Raw genomic sequence first — 25,772 nt, 5'->3', positions numbered from 1 at the left:
TTTTCCATTCGTCCGCATACGAGGAGGGACTCCCCCATGCCGAAAACCATGAAAGCCGCCGTCGTCCACGCCTTTGGCAAGCCGCTGGAAATCCGCGAAGTGCCAGTGCCCACGCCCGGTCCGGGCCAGGTGCTGGTGAAGGTGGCCGCGTCCGGCGTCTGCCACACCGACCTGCACGCCGCGGAAGGCGACTGGCCGGTGAAACCGAACCCGCCGTTCATCCCCGGCCACGAGGGTGTCGGCCACGTGGTAGCGGTCGGCGCCGGCGTGAAGCACATCAAGGAAGGCGACCGGGTCGGCGTGCCCTGGCTGTATTCCGCCTGCGGCCACTGCGAGCATTGCCTGGGCGGCTGGGAAACCCTCTGCGAGACCCAGGAGAACACCGGCTACTCGGTGAACGGCGGCTTCGCCGAATACACCCTGGCGGACGCCAACTACGTCGGGCGCCTGCCGGACAACGTCAGCTTCATCGAGATCGCCCCGGTGCTCTGCGCGGGCGTCACCGTCTACAAGGGCCTGAAGATGACCGACACCCGGCCGGGCCAGTGGGTGGCCATCTCCGGCATCGGCGGTCTCGGCCACATGGCCGTGCAGTACGCCAAGGCCATGGGCCTGAACGTCGCCGCGGTGGACGTGGACGACGCCAAGCTGGACCTGGCGCGGCGGCTGGGCGCCGAGGTGACGGTGAATGCCCGGGAGCAGGACCCGGCGGCCTACCTCAAGGAAACCATCGGCGGCGCCCACGGCGCGCTGGTCACCGCGGTCTCGCCCAAGGCCTTCGAGCAGTCCATCGGCATGACCCGGCGCGGCGGCACCATCGCCCTCAACGGCCTGCCGCCGGGTGAGTTCCCGCTGTCGATCTTCGACATGGTGCTCAACGGCACCACGGTGCGCGGCTCCATCGTCGGCACCCGCCAGGACCTGCAGGAAGCCCTGGATTTCGCCGGCGAAGGCAAGGTGAAGGCCACCGTGGCCACGGAAAAGCTGGAGAACATCAACGCGGTGTTCGAACGCATGCACAAGGGCCAGATCGAGGGCCGCATCGTCCTCGACATGGAGAGCTGAGGCGCAACGCCCGGCCGGGCCGCCCCAGGCGGCCCGCTTCGCCTGTGGAAACCTCCGGCAACACTCCGGCGCCATGCCTGCGCCAGGCGCTGCCGCCAGGTGCGACAAAGTGCCCGCCCACGCCCGGCGCTTATCCCTATAATGCCCGCCTTCGCATTCCCCAGCCGGCTGGCTCGACACAGGCGCACCATGGATTTCAACCCGATCGACCTCATCCTCCACCTGGATACCTACCTGAACCTGCTGGTCAGCAACTATGGCGTGTGGATCTACGCGATCCTGTTCCTGGTGATCTTCTGCGAGACCGGCCTGGTGGTGACGCCCTTCCTGCCCGGCGACTCGCTGCTGTTCATCGCCGGCGCCATCTGCGCCGGGGGCGGCATGGACCCGCTGCTGCTGGGGGGGCTGCTGATGGTCGCCGCGATCTCCGGCGACAGCACCAACTACCTGATCGGCCGCACCCTCGGCGAGCGGCTGTTCAGCAACCCGAACTCCAAGCTGTTCCGCCGCGACTACCTGCAGCGCACCCATGACTTCTACGAGCTGCATGGCGGCAAGACCGTGACCCTGGCGCGCTTCCTGCCGATCCTGCGCACGTTCGCCCCCTTCGTCGCCGGCATGGCGAAGATGTCCTACCCGCGTTTCGTGTTCTTCAGCGTGATCGGCACCGTGGCCTGGGTCGGCGGCCTGGTGACCCTCGGCTACTTCTTCGGCAACGTGCCCTTCATCAAGCAGAACCTCTCGCTGCTGGTGATCGGTATCATCGCCCTGTCCCTGCTGCCCATGGCCATCGGCCTGCTGCGCCACCGCCTGCGTCCGGGCGACAGCTACGGGCGCTAGCCCATGTGGTCGCTCCGGGCCTGGCGCCAGCGGCGCATCCTCGCGCGCAACCCGGTGGACCCGGCGCTGTGGGCCCGGGTGCGCGAGACGCTGCCGCTGCTGGACGGCCTGGACGCCGAGGAAGACCAGCGGCTGCGGGATCGCAGCGTGCTGTTCCTCCATGACAAGCGCCTGACCACCCTGGGTGGCCTGGAACTGGATGGCGAGGCCCGGCTGCTGCTGGCGGCCCAGGCGCAGTTGCCGCTGCTGCACCTGGCGGACCTGGACTGGTACCAGGGCTTCCACGAACTGGTGCTCTACCCCGACGATTTCCGCAGCCCCCAGCGCCACCGCGACGCCAGCGGCGTGGTCCACGAATGGGACGCCGAACACAGCGGCGAGGCCTGGCTGCAGGGGCCGGTGATCCTGTCCTGGCCCGGAGTGCAGGCCAGCGGAGGCTGGGAAGGCTACAACCTGGTGATCCACGAGCTGGCCCACAAGCTGGACATGCTCAACGGCGACGCCAACGGCCAGCCGCCGCTGCACCGGGACATGCGCCCGTCGGACTGGGCCGAGGCCATGCAGCAGGCCTACGACCGCCTCAACGCCGAACTGGACGCCCACCCCGACGCGGAAACCGCCATCGACCCGTATGCGGCCGAGAACCCCGCCGAGTTCTTCGCCGTCACCAGCGAATACTTCTTCAGCGCCCCGGACCTGCTGGCGCGTACCTGGCCGGCGGTGTATGCCCAATTGCGGGCCTTCTACCGCCAGGACCCGCTGGCCCGCTTGCAGCGGCTGCAGCGCGAGCACCCCGACTACCGCACCCACGCCCCTCATCACCCGCGCTGAAGGGCCGGGGTCGCGCCTCGTCTCCCGGGCGCCGGGCCAGCGTAGTAAGGCCGCCGGAATGCGCCTATAATCCGGCCACTTTTTTGGCCCGTTTCAGGAGCGTTTCCCATGAGCTACAGCAAGATCCCGGCCGGCAAGGACCTGCCGAACGACATCTACGTCGCCATCGAGATCCCGGCCAACCATGCGCCGATCAAGTACGAGATCGACAAGGACAGCGACTGCCTGTTCGTCGACCGCTTCATGGCCACCCCCATGTTCTACCCGGCCAACTACGGCTACATCCCCAACACCCTGGCCGACGACGGCGACCCGCTGGACGTGCTGGTAGTGACCCCTTACCCGGTGACGCCCGGCTCGGTGATCCGTGCCCGTCCCGTCGGCGTACTGCACATGACCGACGAAGCCGGCGGCGACGCCAAGCTGCTCGCCGTACCCCACGACAAGCTCAGCCAGCTCTACGTCGACGTGAAGGAATACACCGACCTGCCGGCCCTGCTGCTGGAGCAGATCAAGCACTTCTTCGAGAACTACAAGGACCTGGAGAAGGGCAAGTGGGTCAAGGTCGAGGGATGGGGCAACGCCGACGCCGCCCGCGCCGAGATCACCAAGGCCGTCGCCGCCTACAAGCCGTAAGCGCTCACGACGCCAAAAAAGCCCGGACCTGTCCGGGCTTTTTCGTTTGGGCGGGGGCGAAGCGTGCCTGCAGCCAAATGGGCTAGCTGCGCGGGTCGATGATGCTCAGCGAGGCTGCCGTGCGCATTGATGCCGTTGGTGCTGTGGTTCAATCACCTTCAACTGCACCGCCTTTTCGTACCAGGCGCCGCATTCCGGACAGCGAAGCGGATCGCCGAATGCCGAGACGGGCGCTTCGTATTCACACGTTGGACATTGCATAGGGGTCCTTCCCAAGGGCTGGTCGAGGCGGAACCGCAGTATCATTGCGCCACCACCCACTTGCTCACCGATCGCCCCCATCTTTGGATCGTCTCCCACTGAGCATTTAGCGGTAGTGAAAAAGCGCCCGATCTGCTACGGTTTGCACCCTTCGCGCAGGCTCGTCCTCGCGTAACGCATCCGAAGGCGGTTGCGGCTCACCAGAAGCGAGCCGGAACCACCCCCTGAAAGCCGGCCACAAGCCGGCTTTTTTATTATTCGGAGAATTCAATGGCATCCTTCACTGCTGGATAAACAGAGCCTTTCAGGCGCCCCCTGCTACCTCTTGCATTGCTCTACCTGAAGGGACGTGCAGGCTCGGGCCAACCCATGCCAACGCAGGCAACAAGAAGTTGCTATCACTCCAATCTTCTTAAGAAACGAGAGTTTTCATGAGTGGCGAGATGAAGGCCGCCTTAGAACGGTATCGTGAGCAAAGCAGGTTTCAGGATGAGCAAGAGTGAACGGGACAAGGCATAGTTTCTTTCATCAAGGGCAAGCGATGCGCTTCATTATTCTGCTACTGACCGCTCTCATCCTGTCTGGCTGTACGAGTCGCTCCGCGCGCTACTATGGATTCGGCACGAGACCAGATATTGGTTCCTTGCACTCCTCGATCATTTCGCAGCTCGAGTCCTATCTCTTTAGCCCTGACTCGCTGAAAACTCTCGTCATAGCCAAGCCTGAACCTGGCTGCACATCGCGAGGGCCGGGAAGACGAGACGTCTGCGGTTTCAAGACATGCTTCCAGTACACCGCAGCGAATATGAATGGATTCCCCGTCCTCGAAACACAGGAGTTCTGGATCACCAAGGGTTATGGCAATTTCTATCGACCCTCCCAGACCTGCCCAGCACACCTTATCGAGTGGGACGGGAAAGAAGACGTTGCACATGGGGATTTCTGCTCACTACAGCCAGACCACCCTAGCTGCAAAAGTGGGACGCGTGGCCCCGCCCCCGAAGACCTGAGACCACCAGACAATTCGCCCTCCCCGCCACACAAAACAGCTTTCGAGCAGTACAAGGCAAAACGCCTAACCGTCTGGAGGCAAGCGGAGGCCGAGGACTTGGCTACCCTGGCCAAGCAGGCGGACCTTTACCTCAAGGACGGCCTCGGTGCACGCTATAGATCAGTGAAGGTCGGTGACAAAGAAGACGCTCCCGGCACGAAGCAGTACTGCGGGCTCATCAATGCGAAGAACTCATACGGTGGTTACACCGGATTCAGAAAATTCTACTTCGCAGAAATCGGCTTCATGGCGATAGAGGATGAGTACAACGGATCGTTTATCGACAAGCACTGCCGATAAACCGTACAACCCGGAATACTTTTCCGGGCAACTCATTATCCTCGAACAGGACAGACGATTCATCTGAGCCCTAAATCGTTGCACTACCCTCGGCAGGCACTTGAGCACTGTTTTGGCGGGTGAACGCTTCACACAGCGTGCAAAACCACTTTCTTCGCTTGAACCGCGGCAAGACGAGTTTCAAGTTCCTCTCTCACCGCGCAGTAAATCTCTCCGGCTGCAGTTCGGCAGTGCCGCCTCGAGTTGACAACCAATTCCATTGGCAATGCTGCAAGGGGATTTACTAGGTTCTGTACGAAAAGTGTCTGCGCTCGGTGATGCTGCGAAAAAAAACAGGTTCAGAATGCTCATTTACAGCACGTAAACTCCGCTTCTTCGCCTGTTTTTACCTTGCCTGACCTTCGCTCGACGACTTTTCGTACAGAACCTAACGGCCTACCAATAACCTCCCTGCGCGCCATCAGTGCGCCGCCAGCGAAGCGTACCCCCGGGGCGCATCACTACTTTCCAGTGGTTGCGTCGAAAGAGCGCACCTGCCTCAAGGCGGGCCCGCCTTGCTCCCTTCGCCCTAGCGCTTCTCCACGCCCAGGCTGTACGGCGCCGGCAGCCAGCGGTAAGCGTCGCCGTCGGGGACGACGTGGCCGAGGCCGGGGAAGCTGATGTGGGGCGCGGCGACCCAATAGCCCTCGCGGCTGGCGTCAGCGAAGGCGGCCAGGCGGTGGTGGGCGGCGGTGCCCTGGTCGCTGTCGTAGGAGATGGTGATGGTGGGCACCGGGAACTGCACCGCCTCGGCGTGCACCAGGTCGCCCCAGAACACCAGTTTCTGCCCCTGACTCTCCACGACGTAAAAGCTGTGCCCCGGGGTGTGGCCGGGTGCAGGGATGACGCTGACGCCGGCGAACAGGGTCTGCGGCGCGTTGAAGGGGCGCAGGCGCCCGTCCTGGGCGTAGGGCGCCAGGGATGCGCGGCCGGCGGCGAACCAGGGTTTCTTCTGCTCCGGCGCCTGGGCCCGGGCCTCGTCACTGGACCAGTAGTCCAGCTCCCGCTGGTCGAGGTAGACCCGGGCCTTGGGGAACACCGGCTGGCCGTCCACCACCAGGCCACCGGAGTGGTCGGAATGGACGTGGGTCAGCAGCACCGCGTCGATCTGCTCGGGCCGGTAGCCGGCGGCCCGGAGATTGCCCACCAGGCGGTTGGCGACCTGGGGGCCGAAGGCGCGGCCGGCGCCGGTGTCCACCAGCAGCAACTGCTTGCCGGTGTTGATCAGGAAAGCGTTGATGGAGGTTTCCACCGGCAACGTCTGGTGGGCGCGGGCCAGCAGGGCTTCCACCTGGCCGGGGGCGGCGTCCTTCAGCTCGCGGTCCATGTGCTGCGGCACGGTGCCGTCGGACAGCGCGGTGATCTCGAAGTCGCCCAGCATCATCCGGTAGAAGCCCGGTGCCTGGGTACGCACCTGGGGTGCCGCGGCCTGCACCGCGGCGGGCGCCAGGACGGACAGGCCAAGCCCGGCGAGCAGCGCGCCGGCCAGAGCCTGGCGCAGGAAGGGGGGAAGGGTCATGGGGATCTCCTATCAGGGGTGAATGGCGAAGAATCGTTTCTTCGTCGGGACAGTGGACAGCATGGACCCGATTCCCTCACCGGTTTAGTAGGCTGCTCCGGGAAATACCGGACCACTCACGGGACAATCCATGAATCCATCGCTGGATATGAACGACACCCTGGTCTTCGTCCGGGTGGTGCAGGCCGGTGGCTTCACCGCCGCCGCCCAGCTGCTGGGGATGCCCAAGACCACCGTCAGCCGCAAGGTCCAGGAGCTGGAGAAGCGCCTGGGCACACGCCTGCTGCACCGTTCCACACGGCGCATCGCCCTCACCGAGGCGGGCAGCCTGTACTACGAGCACGGCCTACGCGCCGCCGAGGCCCTGGCGGAGGGGCAGGCGGAGATCGAACAGGTGCTCGGCGGCCCGCGGGGCTGGCTGCGGGTGGCGGCGCCCCACTCCTTCGGGGTGCGCTGGATCGCGCCGCTGCTGGGGCCGTTCAGCGAGCGCTACCCGGAGGTCCGGGTGGAGCTGCTGCTGGGCCACGAACGGCTGGACCTGTTGGATCGGCGCCTGGACATCGCCCTGCGCCTGGGTCCCCTGGCGGACTCCAGCCTGGTGGCGCGGCGCCTGGCGACGTTCGCCATGCACCTGTATGCCAGCGAGGCCTACCTGCAGCGCTACGGAGAACCTCGCGACCCGCACGAACTGCGGGAGCACCGCACCCTGGCGCTGCCCCTGGCCCGGCGCCACGACGGCTACGCCTGGGCGCTGTGCCGGGACGGCCAGTGGCAGGACTACCCGATCGCCCCGACCCTGGTGGCCAGCGACCCGGAAGCGCTGTACGACCCGCTGCTCACCGGCCAGGGCATCCTGCTCACCATGGGCATCAACCTGCGCTCTTTCGTCGAGCAAGGGCGGGTGCGCCGGGTGCTGCCGGACTGGGACGGCCCGCGCCCCGCCTTCAATGCCGTGTTCCCCCAGGGCCATGGCCGCTCTCCCAAGGTGCGGGCGTTCGTCGATTTCCTGGTGGAGCGTCTGCATTTCGCGGCCGACGACGCCACCCCCGGCGCGCCGCCGGAGGCCCATGCCTGAGCCATTCGGCGCCCCCGCCGATTGCCCGCAAGGCGCGCCTCTGCTAGTGTCCCGCCGGTTGTGAACCCGCCTGAGACCGCCATGGCACGCAAGAAAGCCGCCCTCGATTTCGAACAATCCCTCGCCGACCTGCAGCAACTGGTGGAACGCCTGGAAAGCGGCGAGCTGTCGCTGGAGGACTCCCTCACCGCCTTCGAGCAGGGCGTGCGCCTGACCCGCGAATGCCAGGCCGCGTTGACCCAGGCTGAGCAGAAGGTGCAGATCCTGCTGGAGCGCGACGGCGAGCTGCAGGAAGCGCCGTTCGAGGCGGATGGCGAGGCATGATCGCGGCCTACCAGGCGCGCTGCCAGCAGCGCGTCGATGCGGCCCTGGCCGAGCTGTTCACCCCACCCCGAGCGGAACTGCATCGCCTCTACCAGGCGATGCGCTACAGCGTCACCAATGGCGGCAAGCGGGTGCGCCCGCTGCTGGCCTACGCCGCCTGCGAAGCCCTGGGCGGTGACGCCGGCCAGGCCGACGGCGCGGCCTGCGCGGTGGAGCTGATCCACGCCTACTCCCTGGTCCACGACGACCTGCCGGCGATGGACGACGACGACCTGCGCCGTGGCCAGCCCACCACCCACAAGGCATTCGACGAGGCGTGTGCGATCCTCGCCGGCGACGGCCTACAGAGCCTGGCCTTCGAGGTGCTCGCCGACCCCGTGCGCAACCCCCGGGACGCCGACACCCGCCTGCGCATGGTGGGCCAGTTAGCCCGCGCCGCCGGCCCCGCCGGCATGGTCGGTGGCCAGGCCATCGACCTGGGCTCCATCGGCCTGAAGCTGGATCAGGCGGCCCTGGAAGTCATGCACCGGCACAAGACCGGCGCCCTGATCGAGGCCAGCGTGTGCCTTGGCGCCCTGGCCAGCGGCCGTGCCGACGAGGCCGGCCTGGCCGACCTGCAGCGCTACGCCCGGGCGGTGGGCCTGGCGTTCCAGGTGCAGGACGACATCCTCGACGTGGAAAGCGACACCGTCACCCTGGGCAAGCGCCAGGGCGCCGATATCGCCCGGGACAAACCCACCTACCCTGCCCTGCTCGGGCTGGCCCGCGCCAAGGGCTACGCCCTGGAACTGCGCGACCAGGCCCTGGACGCCCTCGGCCGCTTCGGGCCGGACGCCGAAGCGCTGGGCGCCCTCGCCCGCTACATCGTCGAACGGCGGCACTGAGCGCCGCCCGTCGCCCACGCCGGTCATCGGCAGGCCTGGCCCGGGCCGCGAACGCCGCGGGCGCGGGCCCTGGCTGGAACGGGCGGCGATCCGCAGACAACTTCAAGCATCGGCGCCTGATCGGGTAAACTGCCGCCCTTTCCGCACCTATAACGATTCGCCTGATGCCCACGACGTTCCAAGAGATCCCCCGCGAGCGCCCCCTGACGCCCCTGCTGGACCGCGCCGCGACCCCGGACGCGCTGCGGCTGCTGGGCGAGGCGGAACTGGAAACCCTGGCCGACGAGCTGCGCGAGTACCTGCTCTACACGGTGGGTCGCACCGGCGGGCATTTCGGCGCCGGTCTGGGGGTGGTGGAACTGACCATCGCCCTGCACTACGTCTTCGACACGCCCGAGGACCGCCTGGTCTGGGACGTCGGCCACCAGGCTTACCCGCACAAGATCCTCACCGGCCGCCGCGAGCGCATGGACACCCTGCGCCAGAAGGACGGCATCGCCGCCTTCCCCCGGCGCAGCGAGAGCGAATACGACACCTTCGGCGTCGGCCACTCCAGCACCTCCATCAGCGCCGCCCTGGGCATGGCCATCGCCGCCCGCCTGCAGGGCAGCGCACGCAAGGCGGTGGCGGTGATCGGCGACGGCGCGCTGACCGCCGGCATGGCCTTCGAGGCGCTGAACCACGCCTCGGACGTGCGCGCCAACATGCTGGTGGTGCTCAACGACAACGACATGTCCATCTCCCACAACGTCGGCGGGCTGTCCAACTACCTGGCGAAGATCCTCTCCAGCCGCACCTACGCCAGCATGCGCGAGGGCAGCAAGAAGATCCTCTCGCGCCTGCCCGGCGCCTGGGAGATCGCCCGCAAGACCGAGGAACACGCCAAGGGCATGCTGGTGCCCGGCACGCTGTTCGAGGAACTGGGCTGGAACTACATCGGCCCCATCGACGGCCATGACCTGCCGACCCTGATCACCACCCTGCGCAACATGCGCGACCTGGAGGGCCCGCAGTTCCTCCACGTGGTGACCAAGAAGGGCAAGGGCTTCGCCCCGGCCGAGGCCGACCCCATCGGCTACCACGCCATCACCAAGCTGGAACCCTTGAACGCCCCGGCGGCGCCGAAGAAGGCGGTCGGCCCGAAATACTCCAGCGTATTCGGCCAGTGGCTGTGCGACATGGCCGAGCAGGCGCCGCAGTTGGTGGGCATCACCCCGGCGATGAAGGAAGGCTCCGACCTGGTGGAGTTCAGCGAGCGCTTCCCGGAGCGTTACTTCGACGTGGCCATCGCCGAGCAGCACGCGGTGACCCTGGCGGCAGGCCTTGCCTGCGACGGCGCCAAGCCGGTGGTGGCGATCTACTCCACCTTCCTCCAGCGCGCCTACGACCAGCTGATCCACGACGTGGCGGTGCAGAACCTCGACGTGCTGTTCGCCATCGACCGCGCCGGGCTGGTGGGCGAGGACGGCCCGACCCATGCTGGCAGCTTCGACCTGTCCTACCTGCGCTGCATCCCCGGCATGCTGGTCATGACCCCGAGCGACGGCAACGAGATGCGCCGCCTGCTCAGCACCGGCTTCCACTACCCCGGCCCGGCGGCGGTGCGCTACCCCCGCGGCAACGGCCCGGACTTCCCCCTAGACGCCAGCCTCGAAGGCCTGGAGATCGGCAAGGCCCGGGTCCGTCGGGAAGGCCGGCGAATCGCGCTGCTGGTATTCGGCGTGCTGCTGGGCGAGGCGCTCAAGGTGGGCGAGGCGCTGGACGCCACGGTGGTGGACATGCGCTTCGTCAAACCCCTGGACGAGGCCCTGCTGCGGGACCTGGCCGAGGGCCACGACCTGCTGGTGACCATCGAGGAGAACGCCGTGATGGGCGGCGCCGGCTCGGCGGTCAACGAATTCCTCGCCGGCGAGAACCGCCAGGTGCCGGTCCTCAACCTGGGCCTGCCGGACTGCTACGTGGAGCACGCCAAGCCGGCGCAGATGCTCGCCGAGTGCGGCCTCGACGCTGCCGGCCTGGAAGCCTCGGTGCGCGCCCGCCTGGCACGCCTGCCCGGCTGATCCTCCTGCCCCCGCCCGGCCGTCCGCCGGGCGCGCTTGCATCGCGCCGCGCCCGCGCATAAGGTGCCGGCGTTTCACTTTCCGCCATGGTGCGCCGTCCCGCCGGACGGCGTTAAACGGGAAGCCGGTGCGCTCTTCGGAGCAAACCCGGCGCTGCCCCCGCAACGGTGATCGAGCGCAGCCTCGGCTGCGCGCCGCCCCTCATGCCACTGGGTCCGCCCGGGAAGGCCGGGCGGCGCGACGGAGCCTTCCGACGATCGAGAGCCCGGAGACCGGCCTGGCGGATTCCGACTGGTGTTGCGGAGGGCATCACCGTCAAGCGTCCGGCCCCGGGGCCCGCGCTTGCCTGCCCTTCTCAAAAGTCTCGCCCTTTTGAGGATTCCATCCCGATGAAACTGTCCCGACTCGCCCTCGCGATCGCCCTGCTACCCGCCGTCCCGTTCGCCGGCGCCGCCCAGGACGATGCCCTGAAGCTCTCCGACACCCTGATCAGCGCCAACCGCGAGGCCCAGCCCCGCGCCGACAGCCCGGCGGCCAGCACGGTGTTCACCCGCGCCGACATCGAGCGCCTGCAACCGCGCTCGGTGAGCGACCTGCTGGACCGGGTGCCCGGCGTGCAGACCGTGCAGAACGGCGGCCTCGGTAGCCAGACCAGCGTCTACCTGCGCGGCACCAAGTCGGCCCAGACCCTGGTGCTGGTGGACGGCATGCGAATCGCCTCGGCCAGCTCCGGGGACAGCAACCTGCAGTTCCTCAACGTCGACCAGATCGAGCGGGTCGAGGTATTGCGTGGCAGCCGCTCGGCGATCTACGGCGCCGACGCCATCGGCGGGGTGATCCAGATCTTCACCCGCCGCGGCGACGCCCAGGGCCTCGCCCCGTGGGCGCGCCTGGCCTACGGCAGCCGCGACACCTGGCAGCGCAGCGCCGGGCTGTCCGGCGGCGATGGCGCGACCCGCTTCAGCCTCAGCGGCAGCCTCGACGACACCCACGGCATCGACCGCACCCGCGAGTCCTTCGCCAGCGACGAGGACCACGATGCCTATCGCAACAAGGCCTTCAGCCTGGCCCTGAGCCACAGTTTCGGCGAGAACCTGGAAGCCGGGGTCAACGTGCTGGACCAGAGCGGTCGCAGCGAGTACGACAACCCGTTCGGCTACTTCGACCCGGTCACCTATGCCGTGGAAGGCCAGCAGCCCTACAGCGACTTCCACCTGAGCAACATGTCTGCCTACCTGGATGCGCAACTGGCCGAGCGCTGGAACAGCCGCCTGGAAGCCGGGCACAGCGAGAACCGCGAGCGCAGCCGGGACAAGCTGCACCCGGGCACGGACGTATTCAACACCTACCGCGACGCCCTGAACTGGCTCAACACCGTGACCCTGGACGACCGCCAGAGCCTGCTGCTGGGCGCCGACCTCTACGAGGACCGGCTCAACAGCAGCACCGTCTACGACGAGACCTCGCGCTGGAACGAGGCAGCCTTCGTGCAGCACCGCTACCGCGGCGACGGCTTCTCCACCGAGCTGGGCCTGCGCCACGACCGCAACGAGCAGTTCGGCAGCGAGAACACCTGGAGCGGCGCGCTGACCGTGCCGCTCAACGACGCCAACGACTTGGTCTTCTCCTACGCCGAGGGCTTCCGCGCGCCCACCTTCAACGACCTCTACTACCCCGGCTACAGCAACCCGGACCTGAAGCCCGAGCACTCCAAGAGCTACGAGGTGCAATGGCGTAGCCAACTGGCCGAGCGCACCCGCCTGGAGGCCTCGCTGTACCGCACCGACATCGAGGACGCCATCGCCAGCGATTCGCGCTTCGTGCCGCAGAACATCGCCGAGGCGCGCATCCACGGCGCGGAGGCCTCGCTGCAGCAGGAGCTGTTCGGCTGGCAGAGCGCCCTGGGCGTGGCCTTCGTCGACCCGCGCGACCGCGACACCGGGCACACCCTCAACCGCCGCGCGCGGCGCACCCTCAGCCTGGACCTGGACCGGCGCTTCGGCGCACTGTCCGTAGGCGGCACCTGGCAGGCGGTGAGCAGCAGCTTCAACGACCCGGACAACCGCCAGCGCATCGGCGGCTATGGCCTGCTGGGCCTGCGCGGCGCCTGGCAGGCGACCACCGAGGTGAAGCTGGACCTGCGCCTCGACAACCTGCTGGACCGCGACTACACCCGCGCCCTGTACAGCTACGAGGGCGACGCCTACGGCTACCGCCAGGAAGGCCGCAGCGCCACCCTGGGCGTGACCTGGACACCGTCGATCTGACGCCGACCCCGGCGCGACGCCCCGTTCGCGCCGGCCTTCCCGTGCCGCCCGGCGAAACCCTCAGCGGATCGGCGCCAACTGCTCGCACAGGCGCCGGGTCGCCTCCAGCATCTGGAAGCTGGGCCGCTCCAGGCCCTTGTCCGGCACCGTCAGCAGATGCCCGTTGCGCACCGCACGGGCCTGGGGCCAATCCTTCCACAGGTCCAGCTCGGCATGGCTGCCGGCGATCACCACCTGGGGGTCGCGGGCCAGCACCGCCTCCAGGCTGACCTGGGGCGCCGGCAACCGCAGGTCGTCGAAAACGTTGCGCGCGCCGCAGGTGCGCAGCGCATCGCTGATGATCTGGCCACCGCCAACGGTATACAGGGGCGCGTTCCAGACCTGGTAGAACACCGTCAGTGGCGTCTCGCGCCGGTAGCGGCGACGCAGCTCGGCGAGCCCCGCGGCGAACTGCGCGGCGCGCGCCTGGCCACGCGCGGGCTGGCCGATGCGCGTGCCGATCTCGGCGAATTGCCGGGCCAGCTCGTCCAGGCTGTGGGGTTCGACCACGTAGGTGGGAATGCCGAAGCGTTGCAGTTGCTCGCGTTGCGCCGGCGGCACACTGCCGGGCCAGAGCAGGACCAGGTCGGGGCGCAACGCCAGCAGGCGCTCCGCCTCCACTTGGCCGTAACGCCCCACGGAGGGCACGCCCCGCAGCGCCGCCGGGCGCTCGCCGCCGTCCAGCACGCCCACCAGCAGGTCGCCTGCGTCCAGGTCCAGCATGATCTCCGAGAGCGAGGGCGCCAGGCTCACCACCCGGGGCGGCGCGGCCATGGCCGTGGTCGCCAGCCACGCCGCCAGCAACCCCGCCAGCAGACGGGCCATCAGCCCAGCTGGCGCGGGATGCGGTAGAGGCACAGGAGCATCACGCTGCTCAGGGCCAGCAGCACCAGGGCCGCCGCGTGCAGCCCGGTGAACGCCGCCGCGGCGCCGATCCAGGCTGGCAGGCTGGCGGCCAGGAAGGCGATGCGCCGGCGCCGGGCCAGCTCGATCCAGGCCGCCGGCTCGGCCTCGCTGTCCAGGGCACGCTGGGTGTCGAACAAGGCCCGCTTGTAGGCGGAGAACAGCGGCAGGCTGAGGAAGATCGAGGCACCGCCGGCGGCGAACAGCGGCAGCTGCAGCACCGTCAGGTGGGTGGGCGCGGCGCCGAACAGCAGGTTGAAGACGAACAGCGGCGCCAGGGTGAACCCCAGCTGCCGCCACCATTCCAGGGCGAGCCGCTGCCGGACCTGGCCGCGAGTCACTCCGGATCGGCCTCGTTCTGGTGCTGCTGGCCAAGCATGTGGCCGAGCTTGCCGGCCTTGGTCGCCAGGTACTTGCTGTTGTGGGGGTTGAGGCCGAACTGCAGCGGCCGGCGCTCCGCCACGCGGATGCCGAAGCCTTCCAGGGCGTTGACCTTGCGCGGGTTGTTGGTCATCAGGCGGATTGAGGCGATACCCAGGTGCTGCAGCATCGGCAGGCAGATGGCGTAGTCCCGCAGGTCGGCGCTGAAGCCCAGGCGCTCGTTGGCTTCCACGGTATCGGCGCCGGCGTCCTGCAGGGCGTAGGCGCGGATCTTGTTCATCAGGCCGATGCCGCGCCCTTCCTGGCGCAGGTAGAGCAGCACGCCGCGCCCGTCCTCGGCGATGGCCCGCAGCGCGGCCTCCAGCTGGAAGCCACAGTCGCAGCGCAGGCTGAACAGCGCGTCGCCGGTCAGGCATTCCGAGTGGACCCGGCCCAGTACCGGCTGGCCGTCGTCCACCTGGCCGAGGGTCAGCGCCACGTGCTCCTTGCCGGTCTCCTCGTCGAGGAAACCGTGCATGGCGAACACGCCGAAGGGGGTGGGCAGTTGAGAGGTGGCGACGTACACGACGGGCACCGCGGGTACTCCTGGCAGGGCGGAGGGCGTGGCGACAGGCTGGCCGGCGCGCTCCGCGGGTTGAATGGGACGGGGTCGGGCGCTCAGGTCTTGGATTCCAGCAGCAGCACGCCCTGGTCTTCGCGCCAGCGCACGCGGTTGAGGAAGCTCATGCCCAGCAACACTTCGGTAGGGGCGTCGCCCTGGATCACCACGGCCTCCACCCCAAGCACCTCGATGGCGCCCACCTTGACGCTGTTCAGGGTGATCCGCCAGGCACCGGCGGTGCCACTGGCGGTGCTGACCCGCATCGGCTGGCCGCTCACCCGGTAGTCGATGCCCAGGCGCCGGGCCTGGCCTTCGTTCATCGCCACGGCGCTGGCGCCGGTATCCACCAGGAACTGCACGCCCTGGCCCTGGATCGAGCCGGCCACCCAGAAGTGGCCGCCGGCGCCCTTGGCGATGCTGGCCTGGGCGCGGCTGGACGACCCGCCCAGGCCGGAGGTGACGGCGTTGTACTCCCGGGTCAGCTCGTAGCGGCGTTCGCTGCCGTCCACCCGCAGCACCGCGCCGTGGTTGTCGGCGCTCACCACCTGCACCCCGCCGGGGCCGGTCTGGCCCACCTTGACCAGCTTGCGCTGGCCATCCACCAGCACCACCGCGGCGTTGGGGAACAGCCCGACCACCTGTACCGAGGTCGGCTGGGCCTGGGCCGTGCCGGCGAGGCCGAGCAACAGGCAGAGGCAGGCGAGGAAACGCTCACTGGGACGCATCGGTGGACTCCCGGTACGAATCGATCAGATAGGGTTGCTGCCAGCGCTGGTAGAGCTGGCGCAGGCTGCCGTCGGCCATCAGCGCGGCGATGCGACGATCATAGAACGCGGCCAGTCGACGGCCGTGCTCGGTGTCGGCGAAGCCGGGGTAGAGGGGAATGCCGGTCAGCTCGGTGACTCGGTAGCGCTGCGGCTCGGGGCTCTGGGCCAGCACGCCCTCCACGTCCGGCAGGGCATCGATGTAGAAGTCCGCGCGGTCGCGGTCGAGCATTTCCAGGATGCCGCTGCGCCGCTCCACCTCGCGGAAGGACGTCACGCCCGGCAGGTGGCGCTGGTAGCCGTAGCCGCGGACCCAGGCCAGGCGGTAGCGGCCGATGGCCTTCAATTCGGGCACCACCTGGCGGGCGAGGCTCAGCGCGGCGATGCGGTCGATGCCATAGGTGAGCTGGCCGTAGACCACGCCATCGAAGCCTTCGTCGGCGTAGGAGCCGAGCCAGGCATCGGCCTCGCCCCGCTGCACCAGGCCGACGCCCCGGGTGTACGGTTCGGTGCGGTAGCTGAGGGTGACCCCGGCCGGCTCGAACACCAGGCGCATGATGTCCCAGACCAGGCCGCTGCCGTCGCGGTTGGTGAAGCCGGGCCAATCGCCGCTCACCAGGCGCACCGCCTTCACGGGCGCCTCGGCCGCCGGCAGGGCCGGTAGCCAGAGCAGCAGAGACAGCAGCAGCCAGGCGCGCATGGGCGTCTCTCCTAGGGCAGGACCAGCGGCTTGAGCCAGACCAGGCCCTGCATCGCCAGCCAGGCGAACACCCCGGCCAGCACGTCGTCCAGCATGATGCCGACGCCGCCCCGCACGTGGCGGTCGATCCAGTGGATCGGCCAGGGCTTGAGGATATCCATCACCCGGAAGACCAGGAAGCCGACCAGCAGCCAGCCCCAGCCTTCCGGCACCAGCCAGAGGGTGATCCACATGCCCACCATCTCGTCCCAGACGATGCCCTCGTGGTCGTGGACCCCCAGGTCTTCGGCCACCTTGCCGCACAGCCAGAAGCCGAACAGCATGGTCAGCGCCAGGGCCAGCCAGTAGCCCCAGTCCGGCAGCCACTGCCAGAGCGGCACGAAGGGCAGCGCCACCAGGGAGCCCCAGGTGCCCGGGGCCTTGGGCAGGGTGCCGGAGCCGAAGCCGAAGGCGAGGAAGTGCCAGGGATTGCGCCACACCGAGGGCGGCACGTTTTCGGCGGAGACTTGGTTGGGGTGGTCAGTCACGGGAAGGTCCGAAATGTTGGTAGCCCAGGGCCAGGGGCTGACGTTCGCGGCCATCGGCGTCCAGCAGGTGCACGCCCTCGCCGGCCGCCGCGCGGCCGATCACCCGGGCCTCCGGGAAGGCGGCCTGCAGGGCCGGCCAGTGCTCCGCGGGCAGGGTGAAGGCTAGCCGGTAATCGTCGCCGCCGGCCAGGGCGCACGCCAGGGCCGCCTCGCGGCCCAGCAAATCCAGCAGCGGCGCGGACAGCGGCAGCCGCTCCCGCTCCACGTACAGCGCCACGCCCGAAGCGCGGGCCAGGTGGCCGCAATCCGCCAGCAAGCCGTCGGACACGTCCAGGGCAGCGCTGGCCCGGCCGCGCAGCGCCTGGCCGAGGGCCAGCTGCGGCTGCGGCGCCCAGTAGCGCGCCAGCAGCGGGTCGGCCAGCTCCGGTGGCGCCTGGCGCTGGTCCAGCACCAGGGGCAATGCACCGGCGGCGTCGCCGAGGCTGCCGCCGACGCACAGCAGGTCGCCGGCCTGCGCGCCGTCGCGACGCAACGCCTGCCCGGCGGGCAGCCGGCCGAACACGCTGAGGGTCAGGCTCAGGGGGCCACGGGTGGTGTCGCCGCCCACCAGGGCCAGCGCGCAGGCCCGGGCCATCCGGTCGAGACCGCGGGCGAAGGCCTCCAGCCAGGCCGGCAGGGCCTGCGTGAGGGTCAGGGCGAGGGTGAAGCCGAGGGGCGTCGCGCCCATGGCCGCCAGGTCACTGGCGGCCACCGCCAGGGCACGCTGGCCGAGCTGGAACGGGTCGCAGTCCGCGGGGAAATGCACGCCTTCCACCAGGGTGTCGGTGGAGACCGCCAGCTGTTCGCCGGCGGCCGGCGCCAGCAGCGCGCAGTCGTCGCCGATGCCCAGGGCCACGCCAGGCGCGCGCCCGGCGCAGGGCGACACGGCGAAGTAGCGACGGATCAGCTCGAACTCGTTCATCTCCGCCGGCCCGAGGATGCGCTCAGCGCCGGCCGGCGCTGACTTCGGCGGCCCGCAGGCGCGGCGCCAGCTTGTCCAGCACGCCGTTGACGAACTTGTGCCCGTCGGTGGCGCCGAACACCTTGGCCAGCTCGATGCCTTCGTTGATCGCCACCCGGTAGGGGACGTCGAGGCGGTTGCGCAGCTCGAAGGTGGACAACCGCAGGATCGCCAGTTCCACCGGGTCCAGCTCGTCCAGGGGACGGTCCAGGCACGGGGTCAGCTCGGCGTCCAGCTCGGTCTTCTGGGTCGCCACGCCGTGGAGGATCTCGCGGAAGTAGGCCCCGTCGACAGCGGAGAAATCGTTGTCGACGCGGAACTGCGCTTCGATCTCGTTGAGCGAATGCCCGGCCAGCTGCCACTGGTACAAGGCCTGCATCGCCAGGCTGCGGGCGGCGCGGCGCGCGGCGGTCTTGCCCTTGGGCTTGGCCGCCGGCTCTTCGGGGTGGTCGATGTCGCTGTTGAAGCTCACTTGGCCTCCAAGGCCGCCAGCAGGCTGACCATTTCAAGGGCGGAAAGCGCGGCCTCGGCGCCTTTGTTGCCGGCCTTGGTGCCGGAACGCTCGATGGCCTGCTCGATGGAATCGACCGTCAGCACGCCGAACGCCACCGGGACACCGAACTCCATGGACACCTGGGCCAGGCCCTTGGTGCACTCGCCGGCGACGTACTCGAAGTGGGGGGTGCCGCCGCGGATGACCGCGCCGAGGGCGATGATCGCCGCATATTCGCCGCGCTGGGCCACCTTCTGGGTCACCAGGGGAATCTCGAAGGCACCGGGGGCGCGGATCACGGTGATGTCGCTCTCGCTCACGCCGTGGCGCACGAGGGCATCGACGGCGCCGCTCACCAGGCTTTCGACGACGAAGCTGTTGAAGCGGCCGACCACCAGGGCGAAGCGGCCTTGGGGGGCGATGAAGTTACCTTCGATGGTCTTCAGGGTCATGGACGATCTCGTTCGAATTAAAGAGCCAGTGCGACGCGCGCCGCACTGAACATAATGGACGCCGCCGGGCCGGCTAAGGGGCCGGTCCGACGGGCAGGGTTCATTCGGCGGGCAGGTATTCTACAACCTCCAGGTCGAAACCGGATATCGCGTTGAACTTCATCGGCGAGCTCATCAGGCGCATCTGGCGCACCCCCAGGTCGCGCAGGATCTGCGAGCCGGCGCCGACGGTGCTGTAGGTGCTGGGCGTCTTGGCGCTGGCGTCGGCGTCCCGCAGGTGCGCCAGCACCTCGTCGCCGTCCAGGGAATGCCCCAGCAGCAGGACCACGCCGCTGCCGGCCTTGGCCACTTCCTGCATCGCCGCCCGCAGGCTCCAGCGGCCCGCCTGGCGCACCATCAGCAGGTCGCGCAGCGGGTCCATGTTGTGCACCCGCACCAGGGTCGGCTCCTCCGGGCAGATGTGGCCCAGGGTCAGCGCCATGTGCACGTCGCCCTCCACCGCGTCGCGGTAGGTCACCAGGTTGAACGGGCCCACCTCGGTGTCCAGGGGCTGCTCGGCCACCCGCTGCACGGTGCGCTCGTGGATCAGCCGGTAGTGGATCAGGTCGGCGATGGTGCCGATGCGGATGCCGTGCTCGGCGGCGAAGGCTTCCAGCTCCGGGCGACGGGCCATGCTGCCGTCGTCGTTCATCACCTCGCAGATCACCCCGCTGGGCTCGAAGCCGGCCATCCGCGCCAGGTCGCAGGCGGCCTCGGTATGGCCGGCGCGGGCCAGCACGCCGCCGGGCTGGGCCATCAGCGGGAAGATGTGGCCGGGGCTGACGATGTCCTCGGCGCGGGCGCTCTTCGCCGCGGCGGCCTGTACCGTGCGGGCGCGGTCGGCGGCGGAGATGCCGGTGGTCACCCCTTCCGCCGCCTCGATGGAGACGGTGAACTTGGTGCCGAAGCCGGAACCGTTGCGCGGCGCCATCAGCGGCAGCTTGAGGGTCTCGCAGCGCTCCCGGGTCATGGGCATGCACACTAGCCCGCGGGCGTGCTTGACCATGAAGTTGATGTGCTCGGTCTGCACGCATTCGGAGGCCATGATCAGGTCGCCCTCGTTCTCCCGGTCCTCGTCATCCATGAGGATGACCATCTTGCCCTGGCGGATGTCTTCGATCAGTTCTTCGATGCTGTTGAGTGCCATGGGGCGCTCCTTCTCAATGCTTCAGGTAGCCGTGTTCGGCCAGGAAACCTTCGGTGATGCCGGAACCGCTGGGCTCGGCGGCCTTGTCGCCCAGCAGCAGGCGCTCCAGGTAGCGGGCCAGCAGGTCCACCTCCAGGTTCACCGCGCGACCCGGCCGGTAGTCGGCCATGATGGTCTGGGCCAGGGTGTGGGGCACGATGGTCAGTTCGAATTCGGCGCCGTTCACCGCATTCACCGTGAGGCTGGTGCCATCCACGGTGATGGACCCCTTGAGGGCGATGTAGCGCGCCAGCTCCGGGGGCGCCGCCAGGCGGAACTGCACGGCGCGGGCGTTATCCTCCCGGGCCAGCACCTGGCCGACGCCGTCCACGTGGCCGCTGACCAGGTGGCCGCCGAGGCGGCTGCTGGGGGTGAGGGCCTTTTCCAGGTTGACCCGGCTGCCCACGGTCAGCCCGGGGAAGGCGCTGCGGGCGAGGGTCTCGCGGCTGACGTCGGCCCAGAAGCCGTCGCCGGGCAGTTCCACCACGGTGAGGCAGACGCCGTTCACCGCGATGCTGTCGCCGAGCTTGACGTCACCCAGGTCCAGGGCGCCGGTGGCGACCCGTACGCGCAGGTCGCCGCCCTTGGGCGTCAGGGCCCGAAGGGTGCCGATGGCTTCGATTATGCCGGTGAACATGGGACCTCCCCGACGGCGCGCGACAGGGCGCGGTTCGCGTTGAGGGGCCGCGGGCACGGGGTGCGTGCGGCAAGGGGATAAGGCATGAGTGATCTCCTGTTTCATGACAAAACAGGGCTTTTCGATCGAAAGGGAGTGCACGGACGCGCCGGACGGCGGCCATGAAGGCAGCATCCCGTTCTCTCTTCATCCGGACTATGACCGTCGGCTCCGGAATCGCACCGGATCTGCTGGACCCCGGATGGCGTGAGCCGTACCGGGCGCTCGCGGGCTAGGCATTCGCCATTACCGCCGGTGGGGACTTTCACCCCGCCCTGAGAACGTAACCGGCCATTTCGCGGCCGGACGGTGTTTTTAACACAGAACGCCGCTCGGTCGGAAGGGCGGAGACGCCGAAGCGCTCACCGGGCCGGCAGCGCGACGATCCGCCAGTCGTCGCCCACCGCACGGATGTCGACGATGGTCAGCGCCCGGGCCTCGGCCATCCGCGCCAGGGGCAGGTCCAGCAGTGGGCGGGCGCTGGAGCCCAGCAGCTTGGGCGCGACGAAGATCTGGTACTCGTCCACCAGGCCCAGGCGGGCGAAGGCGCCGGCCAGCCGCGGCCCGGCCTCCACCAGCACCTCGTTGGCACCGCGGGCGGCGAGTGCCAGCAGCAGCTTGTGCAGGTCGACGTGGCCATTGGCGGCCGGGACCGCCAGCAGTTCGTGGCCGTCGTCGTGGTAACGGTCGCGGGCCGCCGCGGCGGCGCAGGTGGCCACCAGGGCGGGACCGGCGCGGAAGAAGGCGGCGTCCAGGGGCACCCGCAGGCGGCCATCCACCAGCAGGCGCTGGGGCGGGCGGGTCATGGCCAGGGCGGTGAGCTCGGCATTCAGGCCCAGTTCGTCGGGGCGTACGGTGAGCCGGGCATCGTCCGCCAGCACGGTGTCGGCGCCGGTCAGTACCACGCTGGCACGGGCCCGCAGGCGCTGCACCGCGGCCCGCGCCTGGGGCCCGGTGATCCACTGGCTCTCGCCGCTGGCCATGGCGGTGCGGCCGTCCAGGCTCATGGCCAGCTTCACCCGCACGAATGGCAGACCGTGCTCCATGCGCTTGAGGAAGCCAACGTTGAGGGCCCGCGCCTCTTCTTCCAGCACGCCGCTGTGCACGGCGATGCCGGCTTGCGCCAGGCGCAGCAGGCCGCGCCCGGCCACTTGGGGATTGGGGTCCTGCATGGCCGCCACCACCCGGGCCACCCCGGCGGCTACCAGCGCGTCGGCGCAGGGCGGCGTGCGGCCGTGGTGGCTGCACGGTTCCAGGGTCACGTAGGCGGTGGCACCGCGGGCCCGGGCGCCGGCCTGGCGCAGGGCATGGACCTCGGCGTGGGGTTCGCCGGCCCGGGCATGCCAGCCCTCGCCAACGATCTGCCCGTCGGCGACGATGACGCAGCCGACCCGCGGGTTGGGGTGGGTGGAATACACGCCCTTGCGCGCCAGTTCCAGGGCGCGCGCCATGAACGCCGGATCGTTCGCGCTCATTCCTTGGCCGGCTCCCGGGCCAGGCGCTCGATCTCCTCGCGGAATTCGTTGAGGTCCTGGAAGCGCCGGTACACCGAGGCGAAGCGGATGTAGGCCACCTCGTCGAGCTTCTGCAGCTCGGCCATCACCAGCTCGCCCAGCACCCGCGACTTGATCTCGCGCTCGCCGGTGGCGCGCAGGCGGTGCTTGATGTGGGCGATGGCCTCCTCCAGGCGCTCGACGCTCACCGGCCGCTTTTCCAGCGCCCGCTGCATGCCGGCGCGCAGCTTGTCCTCGTCGAAGGGCTGGCGGCTGCCGTCCTGCTTGATCAGCCGCGGCATGACCAGCTCGGCGGTCTCGAAGGTGGTGAAGCGTTCCTCGCAGGCGAGGCATTCGCGCCGCCGGCGGACCTGCTCGCCCTCGGCGACCAGGCGCGAATCGATGACCTTGGTGTCGTGGGCGCCGCAGAAAGGACAATGCATGGGGAGAAAGGGGCAACGGGAAAGGAGGCGGCCATGGTAGCGCATCCGACCGACGAGACAAGCCGCCCGCCTCCGCTGCCGCGCCCCGCGTCGCTGCCGTTCGGCGCCCACCCCGCACACCCTTTGCGTTATCCCGGCGCACGCAGGAAAATCCGCCTTTCCTTCGCCATCGGTAAGCCCTGCCATGCTGCTGCGCCTGCTCATCCCGTCCGCGGTGCTCGTCCTGCTGGTCGCCTGCGTCAGCGAGTCGCCCACCCCTGCCAAACCCGCCCCGGCGCCGAAGCCCGTCGCCCGCAAACCGGTGGCCCCGCTGGAGGAACCGTTGCCGGCCAACCTGCGGGAACTCGTCGGCAGCCTGAAGAACGTACCCGCGGGCGGCGAGGTGGAACTGGCGCTGCTGGTCATCGACGAGCGCGACCGCCCGCAGCGCCTGCTGGGTAGCCTCAAGCTGCAGGGCACCGGCGCCGACCTGCCGTTCCGCCTGCGTTTCAATCCCGAGGTGTTCCCCCCGGAGGCCCGGGTGGAGCTGCGCGGCCGGGTCAGCCAGTCCGGCCAGTTGACCCAGCACCTGCCGGCCCAGCGCATTACCGCGCCCCAGACCCAGACCCTCGGCGCCCTGCAGATGGTGCCGGCCCCGTGACCCCGCCGGCGGCCCTGCAGGACGCCCTGGGCGATCTGCTCGGGGAAGCGCGCCTGCTGGCCCAGCCGCTGCCCGGTACCGACCTGTCCCTGTGGCTGATCGACGCCGCCAACATGGATCGCGCCTTCGACCCGGAGGAAACCCGCCGCCTGCTGGAGGCGCCCCCCTACTGGTGCTTCTGCTGGGCCAGTGGCCTGGTACTGGCCCGCTGGCTGGCGGAGCGCCCCGACTGGGTGCGCGGCCGGCGCGTGCTGGATTTCGGCAGCGGTTCGGGGGTCGCCGGCATCGCCGCGGCCAGGGCCGGCGCCGCCGAGGTGGTGGCGTGCGACCTGGACCCGCTGGCGCTGCTGGCCAGCCGCGCCAACGCCGCACTGAACGGGGTCACCCTCGGCTACTCCGAGGACTTCTTCGCCGAGGCCGACCGCTTCGACCTGATCCTGGTGGCCGACGTGCTCTACGACCGGGCCAACCTGCCGCTGCTGGACGCCTTCCTGGAGCGCGGCCGGGAAGCCCTGGTGGCGGACTCCCGGGTCCGGGACTTCGCCCATCCACTGTACCGCCGCCTGGCGCGCCTCGAGGCCTGCACCTGGCCGGACCTGGCCGAACCCGCGGAATTCCGCCACGTCAGCCTGTACCACGCACGCCGCGATGGGGTGTGAAGGTGCGCCTGCCGGACGGCGGGCCGGATGGCCGGAATCCCGGAGACGACGCTGACGCGCCGGCATCCGCCTGATTCCGCCGCCCGTTCTCCCGCATTTCCCGGCAGCCCCGTACCGCACGGCGGGCTTGAAGACAGCCCCGCGCGCCCGCATCTATAGTGGCAACTTTTCGCCTGCGAGACGCGAGCCATGAGCGCCACCCCCTACATCTTCGACGTGTCCGGCGCCGCCGGCTTCGATCAACTGGTGATCGAGAATTCCTTCCACAAGCCGGTGCTGGTGGATTTCTGGGCCGAGTGGTGCGCCCCGTGCAAGGCGCTGATGCCGCTGCTGGCGCAGATTGCCGAGAGCTACCAGGGCGAGCTGCTGCTGGCCAAGGTCAACTGCGACGTGGAGCAGGACATCGTCATGCGCTTCGGCGTGCGCAGCCTGCCCACCGTGGTGCTGTTCAAGGACGGTCAGCCGGTGGACGGCTTCGCCGGTGCGCAGCCGGAATCGGCCATCCGCGCCATGCTGCAACCCCACGTGCAACTGCCGCCGGAACCGGAAGCGGACCTGCTGGAGAGCGCCCAGGCGCTGTTCGCCGAGGGCCGCATCGGCGAGGCCGAGGCCCTGGCGAAGCAGGTGCTGGTGGAGGACAACCAGAATGCCGCCGCGCTGATCCTCTATGCCCGCTGCCTGGCCGAGCGGGGCGAACTGGGCGAGGCGGAGACCGTCCTCGATGCCGTGCAGGGGGACGAGCACAAGCAGGCCCTGGCCGGGGCCCGGGCGCAGCTCACCTTCCTGCGCCAGGCCGGCGACCTGCCGGAAGTCGCCACCCTGAAGAGCCGCCTGGCTCAGCAACCGGAGGACGACGAAGCCGTCTACCAACTGGCCATCCAGCAGTTGGCCCGCCAGCAGTACGAGCCGGCGCTGGACGCTCTGCTCAAGCTCTTCGTGCGCAACCGCAGCTATGCCGACGGTCTGCCCCACAAGACGCTGCTGCAGGTCTTCGACCTGCTGGGCAGCGCCCACCCGCTGGTGGCGACCTATCGCCGCCGTCTTTACCAGGCGCTGTACTGAGTGCCTCCCGGGGCGGACTGTACCGCCCCGCCCTTCCCTTCTCATTCTGAGCGTGTCGCCCCGACCGGGCGACGCAGCGCGCGTTCTTCGCCTAAGCCTTGCCCTGGCGGGGCCTCCCGCCAGGTGATCGTCAGCCGACCCAGCGGTAAACGGGCGCGTCCGACCCGCTCTCCACCGCGATCTGCGGACAGTGGCGCAGCCGGACCAGCAACCGCTTGCCCGCTGCCGCGCCACCCGCCAGGGACTCCAGGTCGGCCAGCAGGCGCGGGCCATCCAGATGACCGGCCTGGCGCACCAGGTCCAGTGCCGACAGCCAGAGCCCATCCGCCGGCGGTTCGGCAAGTGGCGGACTCGGTGCGACTAGAGGCGCGGCGTCCACCGTGGCGGGTGCCGATGTCGTCCCCGCCAGCGCGGCCCACTCCGAGGCGTCCAGTTCGAGGGTCAGGTCGACCGGCCAGTCGCCGATCATGCCGCGAATCCGCATGGGTCACTCCTTCGTTCAAGCCGGCATGCTCCCATGGCCTCCGTTATCGCGCCAAGCACCCTGTTCAGCGGGTAAAAT

At 69.2% G+C, this 25,772-nt stretch carries 28 protein-coding genes and 2 riboswitches; of the genes, 13 read left to right on the top strand and 15 right to left on the bottom strand.

Annotated features, from left to right (window positions below):
* Positions 1-36 precede the first annotated feature (36 nt).
* From adhP to FM069_RS21725, 5 genes are all read left to right on the top strand, one after another.
* Complete coding sequence (gene adhP, locus FM069_RS19505; RefSeq protein ID WP_143490087.1) at positions 37-1,065, top strand: alcohol dehydrogenase AdhP; 1,029 nt, start codon at positions 37-39, stop codon at positions 1,063-1,065.
* Between the two features lie 189 nt (positions 1,066-1,254).
* Complete coding sequence (locus FM069_RS19500; RefSeq protein WP_143490086.1) at positions 1,255-1,905, top strand: DedA family protein; 651 nt, start codon at positions 1,255-1,257, stop codon at positions 1,903-1,905.
* 3 nt (positions 1,906-1,908) lie between these two features.
* Positions 1,909-2,736 carry a M90 family metallopeptidase gene (locus FM069_RS19495; protein WP_143490085.1) on the top strand — a complete coding sequence of 276 codons (828 nt, stop codon included), beginning with the start codon at positions 1,909-1,911 and terminating at the stop codon, positions 2,734-2,736.
* 108 nt (positions 2,737-2,844) lie between these two features.
* Positions 2,845-3,372, top strand: a complete 528-nt coding sequence (gene ppa, locus FM069_RS19490) for an inorganic diphosphatase (protein ID WP_143490084.1) — start codon at positions 2,845-2,847, stop codon at positions 3,370-3,372.
* A gap of 1,066 nt (positions 3,373-4,438) precedes the next feature.
* On the top strand, positions 4,439-4,984 hold the full coding sequence (locus FM069_RS21725; RefSeq protein ID WP_218570317.1) for a hypothetical protein: 546 nt from the start codon (positions 4,439-4,441) through the stop codon (positions 4,982-4,984).
* Positions 4,985-5,552: 568 nt separating this feature from the next.
* On the opposite strand, the gene FM069_RS19480 is transcribed toward FM069_RS21725, so the two are convergent.
* Positions 5,553-6,542 carry an MBL fold metallo-hydrolase gene (locus FM069_RS19480; RefSeq protein WP_143490082.1) on the bottom strand — a complete coding sequence of 330 codons (990 nt, stop codon included), beginning with the start codon at positions 6,540-6,542 and terminating at the stop codon, positions 5,553-5,555.
* Positions 6,543-6,672: 130 nt separating this feature from the next.
* On the opposite strand from FM069_RS19480, the gene FM069_RS19475 reads away from it, so the two are divergent.
* From FM069_RS19475 to FM069_RS19455, 5 genes are all read left to right on the top strand, one after another.
* Positions 6,673-7,617: a LysR family transcriptional regulator gene (locus FM069_RS19475; RefSeq protein WP_143490081.1), complete on the top strand. Its 945-nt coding sequence runs from the start codon at positions 6,673-6,675 to the stop codon at positions 7,615-7,617.
* Positions 7,618-7,698: 81 nt separating this feature from the next.
* A complete protein-coding gene (locus tag FM069_RS19470; RefSeq protein WP_143490080.1) occupies positions 7,699-7,941 on the top strand; it encodes an exodeoxyribonuclease VII small subunit in 243 nt (80 codons plus the stop codon).
* Positions 7,938-8,825 carry a polyprenyl synthetase family protein gene (locus FM069_RS19465; RefSeq protein ID WP_143490079.1) on the top strand — a complete coding sequence of 296 codons (888 nt, stop codon included), beginning with the start codon at positions 7,938-7,940 and terminating at the stop codon, positions 8,823-8,825. Before FM069_RS19470 ends, FM069_RS19465 begins: the two co-directional genes overlap by 4 nt.
* A 164-nt stretch (positions 8,826-8,989) precedes the next feature.
* Positions 8,990-10,885, top strand: a complete 1,896-nt coding sequence (gene dxs / locus FM069_RS19460) for a 1-deoxy-D-xylulose-5-phosphate synthase (RefSeq protein WP_143490078.1) — start codon at positions 8,990-8,992, stop codon at positions 10,883-10,885.
* Positions 10,886-10,957: 72 nt separating this feature from the next.
* Positions 10,958-11,177: riboswitch (cobalamin riboswitch) on the top strand.
* A 97-nt stretch (positions 11,178-11,274) separates the two neighbouring features.
* The gene (locus tag FM069_RS19455; RefSeq protein WP_143490077.1) at positions 11,275-13,152 is read left to right on the top strand and encodes a TonB-dependent receptor domain-containing protein; all 1,878 of its coding nucleotides are present in this window, start codon (positions 11,275-11,277) and stop codon (positions 13,150-13,152) included.
* A gap of 60 nt (positions 13,153-13,212) precedes the next feature.
* Here the strand turns inward: FM069_RS19455 and FM069_RS19450 are convergent, their stop codons facing one another.
* The 13 genes from FM069_RS19450 to nrdR form a co-directional block, all read right to left on the bottom strand.
* On the bottom strand, positions 13,213-14,016 hold the full coding sequence (locus FM069_RS19450; RefSeq protein WP_143490076.1) for a cobalamin-binding protein: 804 nt from the start codon (positions 14,014-14,016) through the stop codon (positions 13,213-13,215).
* Positions 14,016-14,435, bottom strand: a complete 420-nt coding sequence (locus tag FM069_RS19445) for an MFS transporter (protein ID WP_143490075.1) — start codon at positions 14,433-14,435, stop codon at positions 14,016-14,018. The genes FM069_RS19450 and FM069_RS19445 overlap by 1 nt, the downstream gene beginning before the upstream one ends.
* The gene (gene ribA, locus FM069_RS19440; protein WP_143490074.1) at positions 14,432-15,049 is read right to left on the bottom strand and encodes a GTP cyclohydrolase II; all 618 of its coding nucleotides are present in this window, start codon (positions 15,047-15,049) and stop codon (positions 14,432-14,434) included. Before ribA ends, FM069_RS19445 begins: the two co-directional genes overlap by 4 nt.
* Positions 15,050-15,132: 83 nt before the next feature.
* Complete coding sequence (locus FM069_RS19435; protein WP_143490073.1) at positions 15,133-15,801, bottom strand: retropepsin-like aspartic protease family protein; 669 nt, start codon at positions 15,799-15,801, stop codon at positions 15,133-15,135.
* A complete protein-coding gene (locus tag FM069_RS19430; protein ID WP_143490072.1) occupies positions 15,788-16,540 on the bottom strand; it encodes a substrate-binding periplasmic protein in 753 nt (250 codons plus the stop codon). Before FM069_RS19430 ends, FM069_RS19435 begins: the two co-directional genes overlap by 14 nt.
* A gap of 11 nt (positions 16,541-16,551) precedes the next feature.
* A complete protein-coding gene (locus FM069_RS19425; protein ID WP_143490071.1) occupies positions 16,552-17,067 on the bottom strand; it encodes a phosphatidylglycerophosphatase A family protein in 516 nt (171 codons plus the stop codon).
* Positions 17,060-18,028: a thiamine-phosphate kinase gene (gene thiL, locus FM069_RS19420; RefSeq protein WP_143490070.1), complete on the bottom strand. Its 969-nt coding sequence runs from the start codon at positions 18,026-18,028 to the stop codon at positions 17,060-17,062. Before thiL ends, FM069_RS19425 begins: the two co-directional genes overlap by 8 nt.
* Before the next feature lie 22 nt (positions 18,029-18,050).
* The gene (nusB, locus tag FM069_RS19415; protein ID WP_143490103.1) at positions 18,051-18,521 is read right to left on the bottom strand and encodes a transcription antitermination factor NusB; all 471 of its coding nucleotides are present in this window, start codon (positions 18,519-18,521) and stop codon (positions 18,051-18,053) included.
* A gap of 14 nt (positions 18,522-18,535) precedes the next feature.
* Positions 18,536-19,012: a 6,7-dimethyl-8-ribityllumazine synthase gene (gene ribH / locus FM069_RS19410; RefSeq protein WP_143490069.1), complete on the bottom strand. Its 477-nt coding sequence runs from the start codon at positions 19,010-19,012 to the stop codon at positions 18,536-18,538.
* A 100-nt stretch (positions 19,013-19,112) separates the two neighbouring features.
* Positions 19,113-20,198, bottom strand: a complete 1,086-nt coding sequence (ribBA, locus tag FM069_RS19405; protein ID WP_143490068.1) for a bifunctional 3,4-dihydroxy-2-butanone-4-phosphate synthase/GTP cyclohydrolase II — start codon at positions 20,196-20,198, stop codon at positions 19,113-19,115.
* 13 nt (positions 20,199-20,211) lie between these two features.
* The gene (locus FM069_RS19400; protein WP_143490067.1) at positions 20,212-20,874 is read right to left on the bottom strand and encodes a riboflavin synthase; all 663 of its coding nucleotides are present in this window, start codon (positions 20,872-20,874) and stop codon (positions 20,212-20,214) included.
* Positions 20,875-21,047: 173 nt separating this feature from the next.
* A riboswitch (FMN riboswitch) is annotated at positions 21,048-21,200 on the bottom strand.
* A 75-nt stretch (positions 21,201-21,275) separates the two neighbouring features.
* Positions 21,276-22,388, bottom strand: a complete 1,113-nt coding sequence (ribD, locus tag FM069_RS19395) for a bifunctional diaminohydroxyphosphoribosylaminopyrimidine deaminase/5-amino-6-(5-phosphoribosylamino)uracil reductase RibD (RefSeq protein ID WP_143490066.1) — start codon at positions 22,386-22,388, stop codon at positions 21,276-21,278.
* On the bottom strand, positions 22,385-22,849 hold the full coding sequence (nrdR, locus tag FM069_RS19390; protein WP_143490065.1) for a transcriptional regulator NrdR: 465 nt from the start codon (positions 22,847-22,849) through the stop codon (positions 22,385-22,387). Before nrdR ends, ribD begins: the two co-directional genes overlap by 4 nt.
* A gap of 184 nt (positions 22,850-23,033) precedes the next feature.
* On the opposite strand from nrdR, the gene FM069_RS19385 reads away from it, so the two are divergent.
* The 3 genes from FM069_RS19385 to trxA all read left to right on the top strand — a co-directional run bounded on the left by FM069_RS19385 (position 23,034) and on the right by trxA (position 25,210).
* Positions 23,034-23,489 (top strand): YbaY family lipoprotein, encoded by a 456-nt coding sequence (locus FM069_RS19385; protein WP_143490064.1) that lies wholly within the window; start codon positions 23,034-23,036, stop codon positions 23,487-23,489.
* Positions 23,486-24,148: a class I SAM-dependent methyltransferase gene (locus tag FM069_RS19380; protein ID WP_143490063.1), complete on the top strand. Its 663-nt coding sequence runs from the start codon at positions 23,486-23,488 to the stop codon at positions 24,146-24,148. Before FM069_RS19385 ends, FM069_RS19380 begins: the two co-directional genes overlap by 4 nt.
* A gap of 189 nt (positions 24,149-24,337) precedes the next feature.
* The gene (gene trxA, locus FM069_RS19375) at positions 24,338-25,210 is read left to right on the top strand and encodes a thioredoxin (RefSeq protein WP_143490062.1); all 873 of its coding nucleotides are present in this window, start codon (positions 24,338-24,340) and stop codon (positions 25,208-25,210) included.
* Between the two features lie 130 nt (positions 25,211-25,340).
* Here trxA and FM069_RS19370 read toward each other — a convergent pair whose 3' ends face one another.
* On the bottom strand, positions 25,341-25,694 hold the full coding sequence (locus FM069_RS19370; RefSeq protein WP_143490061.1) for a hypothetical protein: 354 nt from the start codon (positions 25,692-25,694) through the stop codon (positions 25,341-25,343).
* Between the last annotated feature and the right edge of the window lie 78 nt (positions 25,695-25,772).

It is taken from the genome of Pseudomonas mangiferae (assembly GCF_007109405.1).
Classification (GTDB): Bacteria; Pseudomonadota; Gammaproteobacteria; order Pseudomonadales; family Pseudomonadaceae; genus Pseudomonas_T; species Pseudomonas_T mangiferae.
The sequence above is the reverse complement of the archived record's forward strand: the minus strand, read 5'-3'. Positions and strand labels throughout refer to the sequence as shown.

What these genes read in the sequence shown, in the direction of transcription:
- FM069_RS19400 (WP_143490067.1), bottom strand. Translation starts at nt 20,874, where the DNA reads ATGTTCACCGGCATAATCGAAGCCATCGGCACCCTTCGGGCCCTGACG.
- FM069_RS21725 (WP_218570317.1), top strand. Translation starts at nt 4,439, where the DNA reads ATGAATGGATTCCCCGTCCTCGAAACACAGGAGTTCTGGATCACCAAG.
- FM069_RS19480 (WP_143490082.1), bottom strand. Translation starts at nt 6,542, where the DNA reads ATGACCCTTCCCCCCTTCCTGCGCCAGGCTCTGGCCGGCGCGCTGCTC.
- FM069_RS19450 (WP_143490076.1), bottom strand. Translation starts at nt 14,016, where the DNA reads ATGGCCCGTCTGCTGGCGGGGTTGCTGGCGGCGTGGCTGGCGACCACG.
- ribH (WP_143490069.1), bottom strand. Translation starts at nt 19,012, where the DNA reads ATGACCCTGAAGACCATCGAAGGTAACTTCATCGCCCCCCAAGGCCGC.
- FM069_RS19455 (WP_143490077.1), top strand. Translation starts at nt 11,275, where the DNA reads ATGAAACTGTCCCGACTCGCCCTCGCGATCGCCCTGCTACCCGCCGTC.
- nrdR (WP_143490065.1), bottom strand. Translation starts at nt 22,849, where the DNA reads ATGCATTGTCCTTTCTGCGGCGCCCACGACACCAAGGTCATCGATTCG.
- FM069_RS19475 (WP_143490081.1), top strand. Translation starts at nt 6,673, where the DNA reads ATGAATCCATCGCTGGATATGAACGACACCCTGGTCTTCGTCCGGGTG.
- FM069_RS19370 (WP_143490061.1), bottom strand. Translation starts at nt 25,694, where the DNA reads ATGCGGATTCGCGGCATGATCGGCGACTGGCCGGTCGACCTGACCCTC.
- dxs (WP_143490078.1), top strand. Translation starts at nt 8,990, where the DNA reads ATGCCCACGACGTTCCAAGAGATCCCCCGCGAGCGCCCCCTGACGCCC.
- adhP (WP_143490087.1), top strand. Translation starts at nt 37, where the DNA reads ATGCCGAAAACCATGAAAGCCGCCGTCGTCCACGCCTTTGGCAAGCCG.
- FM069_RS19465 (WP_143490079.1), top strand. Translation starts at nt 7,938, where the DNA reads ATGATCGCGGCCTACCAGGCGCGCTGCCAGCAGCGCGTCGATGCGGCC.
- FM069_RS19500 (WP_143490086.1), top strand. Translation starts at nt 1,255, where the DNA reads ATGGATTTCAACCCGATCGACCTCATCCTCCACCTGGATACCTACCTG.
- FM069_RS19385 (WP_143490064.1), top strand. Translation starts at nt 23,034, where the DNA reads ATGCTGCTGCGCCTGCTCATCCCGTCCGCGGTGCTCGTCCTGCTGGTC.
- FM069_RS19435 (WP_143490073.1), bottom strand. Translation starts at nt 15,801, where the DNA reads ATGCGTCCCAGTGAGCGTTTCCTCGCCTGCCTCTGCCTGTTGCTCGGC.
- FM069_RS19495 (WP_143490085.1), top strand. Translation starts at nt 1,909, where the DNA reads ATGTGGTCGCTCCGGGCCTGGCGCCAGCGGCGCATCCTCGCGCGCAAC.
- ribD (WP_143490066.1), bottom strand. Translation starts at nt 22,388, where the DNA reads ATGAGCGCGAACGATCCGGCGTTCATGGCGCGCGCCCTGGAACTGGCG.
- FM069_RS19470 (WP_143490080.1), top strand. Translation starts at nt 7,699, where the DNA reads ATGGCACGCAAGAAAGCCGCCCTCGATTTCGAACAATCCCTCGCCGAC.
- ppa (WP_143490084.1), top strand. Translation starts at nt 2,845, where the DNA reads ATGAGCTACAGCAAGATCCCGGCCGGCAAGGACCTGCCGAACGACATC.
- FM069_RS19430 (WP_143490072.1), bottom strand. Translation starts at nt 16,540, where the DNA reads ATGCGCGCCTGGCTGCTGCTGTCTCTGCTGCTCTGGCTACCGGCCCTG.
- trxA (WP_143490062.1), top strand. Translation starts at nt 24,338, where the DNA reads ATGAGCGCCACCCCCTACATCTTCGACGTGTCCGGCGCCGCCGGCTTC.
- thiL (WP_143490070.1), bottom strand. Translation starts at nt 18,028, where the DNA reads ATGAACGAGTTCGAGCTGATCCGTCGCTACTTCGCCGTGTCGCCCTGC.
- ribBA (WP_143490068.1), bottom strand. Translation starts at nt 20,198, where the DNA reads ATGGCACTCAACAGCATCGAAGAACTGATCGAAGACATCCGCCAGGGC.